This window comes from uncultured Brevundimonas sp. (assembly GCF_963974615.1).
GTDB lineage: Bacteria > Pseudomonadota > Alphaproteobacteria > Caulobacterales > Caulobacteraceae > Brevundimonas.
This window is the reverse complement of sequence record NZ_CAXBDH010000034.1, coordinates 1-4,125: the sequence shown is the minus strand read 5'-3', so window position 1 is coordinate 4,125 and position 4,125 is coordinate 1. Positions and strand designations below refer to the sequence as shown.

General features: G+C 66.2%; 3 protein-coding genes and 2 tRNA genes. 2 read left to right on the top strand and 3 right to left on the bottom strand.

Annotated elements, in window-relative coordinates:
- Nucleotides 1-118: 118 nt before the first annotated feature.
- Both AAC050_RS14480 and AAC050_RS14475 read right to left on the bottom strand, forming a co-directional pair.
- Nucleotides 119-192 (bottom strand) — tRNA-Gly (locus tag AAC050_RS14480).
- Between the two features lie 87 nt (nucleotides 193-279).
- Nucleotides 280-363, bottom strand: a tRNA-Tyr gene (locus tag AAC050_RS14475).
- Between the two features lie 146 nt (nucleotides 364-509).
- Between AAC050_RS14475 and rlmB the strand changes: the two genes are divergently transcribed.
- Nucleotides 510-1,397, top strand: a complete 888-nt coding sequence (gene rlmB, locus AAC050_RS14470) for a 23S rRNA (guanosine(2251)-2'-O)-methyltransferase RlmB (protein WP_339915787.1) — start codon at nucleotides 510-512, stop codon at nucleotides 1,395-1,397.
- A gap of 43 nt (nucleotides 1,398-1,440) precedes the next feature.
- Nucleotides 1,441-2,295 (top strand): YjbE family putative metal transport protein, encoded by an 855-nt coding sequence (locus AAC050_RS14465; protein WP_339915786.1) that lies wholly within the window; start codon nucleotides 1,441-1,443, stop codon nucleotides 2,293-2,295.
- On the opposite strand, the gene metG is transcribed toward AAC050_RS14465, so the two are convergent.
- Complete coding sequence (gene metG / locus AAC050_RS14460) at nucleotides 2,292-4,004, bottom strand: methionine--tRNA ligase (RefSeq protein ID WP_339915785.1); 1,713 nt, start codon at nucleotides 4,002-4,004, stop codon at nucleotides 2,292-2,294. The two genes, AAC050_RS14465 and metG, sit on opposite strands and share 4 nt — an antisense overlap.
- Nucleotides 4,005-4,125: the final 121 nt, after the last annotated feature.

The window sequence follows — 4,125 nt, the reverse complement described above, 5'->3', positions numbered from 1 at the left end:
CAATCGTGCCGATGTTGCAATGCGGCTTGTTACGTTCGAACTTTTCCTTGGCCATCGCCAAACTCCTGGTGGCCCGGGTCCGTGATGGAGAGGGCGCTGCTGCTCAGTTCAAAAAATCTGGAGCGGGTAGACGGAATCGAACCGACATATTCAGCTTGGAAGGCTGCTGTACTACCATTGTACTATACCCGCACGGAGACTGTGTCGGTCGCCCAGTCGCCTGGTTGACGTTCGCAGCCGGTCCTCATCATTACCCTGTCTGTCGTTTCGAAAAGCGCGTGGTGGGGGAAGCAGGACTCGAACCTGCGAAGCTTACGCAGGGGATTTACAGTCCCCCCCCTTTGCCACTCGGGACATTCCCCCGCGCGCGTTTCGAACCGTTCAGACCACCGCCTCGACAACCTTTCGGTGGTCAAGACAACAAAAGCACTCGGTCTCCGGCGTCGCCTGCGATAGAGGGGGCGCCGGACCCGAAAGCTTCAGGGCTCCAAATCGGAGGGCGTCTTATAGTGTCGCAAAATCGAGAACGCAACGACCGGAAAACCGGTAAAAAGCCGGGCTTCCGGGGCAAGTCGCCGGAGGGCTCAGACGCGCCACGCAAGGGCGGCTGGAACCCCAATCCACCGACCAAGGCCTTCAACCCGGCAGCCCCGCGCCCGTCGCGCGGCAAGGTCGACGGCGACAATTTCGTCTGGGGTCGCCATCCGGTGCTGGCCGCCCTGGCCAATCCCGCCCGTCAGGGCATGGGTCGATTGCTGGCCAGTCCCGACCGCGCACTCGAGCTGGAGCGCGACAACCTGACCCACGGTCACAAGATCGAGGTGATGGAGCTCCAGGCTCTTGACCGGATGCTGCCAGCCGGAGCCGTGCACCAGGGCCTGGTGTTCAAGGTCCAACCGCTGGAAGGCGTGGCCCTGGCCGATATCGCCGAACCGGCCGAAGGCGTCATCGTCATGCTGGATCAGCTGACCGACCCCCAGAACGTGGGCGCGATCTTCCGTTCGGCCCTGGCCTTCGGGGCCCGCGGCATCATCGTCCAGGACCGCCACTCCCCGGCCCTCGCCGGAGCCCTGGCCAAGGCCTCGGCCGGGGCCACCGAACGCCTGCCCTGTGCCCGGGTGACCAATCTGTCGCGAGCGCTGGAAACCCTGGCCGAGCACGGCTGGCGCGCCGTCGGTCTGGACGGGACCTCGGATGAGACCCTGGAACAGGCGCTCGACAACCGGCCGACGGTTCTGGTCATGGGATCCGAAGGTGACGGTATCCGCCGCCTTGTCGCCGAACACTGCGACACCCTGGCCCGGATCCCCATGCCCGGTGGATTCGAAAGCCTGAACGTCTCCAACGCCGCTGCCGTGGCCCTGTATGAAGTCACCCGGGCCCAGCGACCGTCCTGACCCCCGCCTTGCCCGCCCGCCTTCAGTGACCTAACAGCGCATCATGCTCGACTTTCTCAGCTCCCCCGACCTCGCCAGCCAACTGACCGCCCTGGGTCAGGTGCTGATGATCGATCTGGTCCTGGCCGGCGACAACGCCATCGCCGTGGGCCTGGCCGCCGCCGCCCTGCCGGTGGAACTGCGGCGCAAGGCCATCCTCGTTGGTCTCGCTGCGGCCGTCGTGCTGCGCATCGGCTTCGCCCTGATCACCGTCCAGCTGCTGGCCATCATCGGCCTGCTGCTGGCGGGCGGGGTGCTGCTGTTGTGGGTGTGCTGGAAAATGTGGCGTGAGATGCGCGAGCAGGCCACCCACGATCAGGCCGAGGCCTCGGTCGAGATGGAGGCGGCCCTGTCGGTGCATCACGGTGGCGGACCGACGCCCGAGGCCCTCGGCCTGAAGCGCAAGACCTTCGGCGCGGCCCTGATCCAGATCATGATCGCCGACGTCACCATGTCACTGGACAATGTGCTGGCCGTGGCCGGCGCTGCTCACGCCCATCCATGGATCATGGCCTTCGGCCTGTTGCTGTCGATCGCCCTGATGGGTCTGGCCGCCAGCTTCATCGCCCGCATGCTGAACCGCTACCGCTGGATCGGCTATGTCGGCCTGGTCATCGTCCTGTACGTCGCCCTGCACATGATGTGGGACGGAGCCCGCTCGATCATCGTGCGCACCGACCGGATGGACGCCTTCAACGCCTCAGCCCCGGCCTTCCTCGACATCACGACCGAGGAGGCCGAAAAATTCCGTCGCGGAACAAAGGATGAGGTGGAACCGGTATCCCCCTCGGTCGAGGTGCTCGCCCCTGTCGCTGCGCCCGCAGTCGCACCCGCGCCGGAGCCGGTCCCGGCGGGTTAGGCCTCGGCTTCGCCGCCGCCGAAGCGTTCGGCCCAGTCCGCCACCTGGGCGTCCTCGATCTTGCGGAACAACACCTCTGCCGCTGCCACCTTCTGACCGCGCGGCAGCCGATCCAGCAGCTCATCGGTAGCCAGCGGCCAGCTCAGGTCGGTCTCGCCCACCGAGGCGGCGATCTTCACCGCGCTGGACGGGATGATCGGGGCCGCCAGACGGGCGAACAGGGCCACCAGATTCAGGCCGGTCCGCACCCCCACTGCTGCCTGCACCGGATCGGTCTTGAACGCGGTCCACGGCGCGGCGACCTGCAGATATTCATTGCCCAGCACCCAGACGGCGCGGATGGCCTGGGCCGCCTTGCGGAACTCCATGGCCTCCAGCTGGGCCGTGGCCTCGGCGATGCCGGCGGCGATGTCGGTCTCCAGCTGGGCCTCAACCAGACCCGGCTCACCGCCCTCGGGCACCACCCCGTCGAACCGGCTCTCGGTGAATTTGACGATGCGGTTGACGAAATTGCCCAGCACATCGGCCAGGTCCTTGTTGGTGCTAGTCTGGAAATCCTCCCAGGTGAAGGCCGAATCCGCGTGCTCGGGCCCATAGGCCGTGAGCCGCCAGCGCCAGTAGTCGGCGGGCAGCAGCTCCAGCGCCTGGTCCATAAACACGCCGCGCTTCTGGCTGGTCGAGAATTTGCCGCCGTACCAGTTCAGCCAGTTGAAGGCCTTCAGGGTGTCGACCGTCTTCCACGGCTCGCCGCTGCCCAGGATGGTCGCCGGGAAGCTGACGGTGTGGAAGGCGACATTGTCCTTGCCCATGAACTGGACGTAGCGAACGTCGTCGGCCCCCTCGTCGGTGCGCCACCAGTCGCGCCAGGTCAGGCCGTTGGCCTCGGCCCATTCCTCGGTGGCGGCGATATATTCGATCGGGGCATCGAACCAGACATAGAAGACCTTGCCCTCCATGCCCGGGCGCGACCCGCCGTCGAGGCCCACCACCGGCACGCCCCACTTCAGGTCGCGGGTGATGCCACGGTCGATCAGCCCCTCATCCAGATGCTTCAGCGCGATCGAACGGGCCAGGGTCTGCCAGTCAGCCTTGGAGGCGATCCAGTTGCGGATGCGATCGGCCAGTTTCGTCTGCAGCAGATACAGGTGGCGCGTGTCTCGAACTTCCAGATTGCGCGAACCTGACACCGCCGAATAGGGCTCGATCAGATCGGTCGGGTCCAGCAGGCGGCCGCAGTTGTCGCACTGGTCGCCGCGCGCGCTGGGATAGGCGCAGTGGGGGCAGATGCCCTCGACATAGCGGTCCGGCAGGAAGCGGGCATCGTCGATCGAATAGATCATCCGGTCGACCCGTTCCTCGATCAGGCCGTTAGCCTCGAGGGCGGCGGCGAAATGCTGGGTCAGCCGCCGGTTGGCGGCGCTGGACGAGCGGCCGAACCAGTCGTAGCTCAGGCCGAAGGCCTCGCCGGCCTGCTTCTGGATCTCGTGCTGTTCGTCGCAATAGGTGCGCACATCCTGACCGGCGGCGGCGGCGGCCAGTTCGGCCGGGGTGCCGTGCTCGTCGGTGGCACAGATATACAGGACCTCATGCCCCTGGGCCCGCTTGAACCGGGCCCAGACGTCGGCGGGCAGCATCGACCCGGCCAGATTCCCCAGATGCTTGATGCCGTTGATGTACGGCAGCGCCGAGGTGATGAGGATGCGGGCCATGGGAGTCCAGACGTTCGGGGAGACGCCCATATAGAGAGGGCGCGGCCCGTCGGCAAAGCCCCGTGACCTAGATGTGAGCTCTCAATAGGTTGTCCATCCGGTCCAGGCCGGGGAAGCTGGA

Coding starts and splice junctions, on each gene's coding strand:
- AAC050_RS14465 (WP_339915786.1), top strand. CDS start 1,441: ATGCTCGACTTTCTCAGCTCCCCCGACCTCGCCAGCCAACTGACCGCC.
- metG (WP_339915785.1), bottom strand. CDS start 4,004: ATGGCCCGCATCCTCATCACCTCGGCGCTGCCGTACATCAACGGCATC.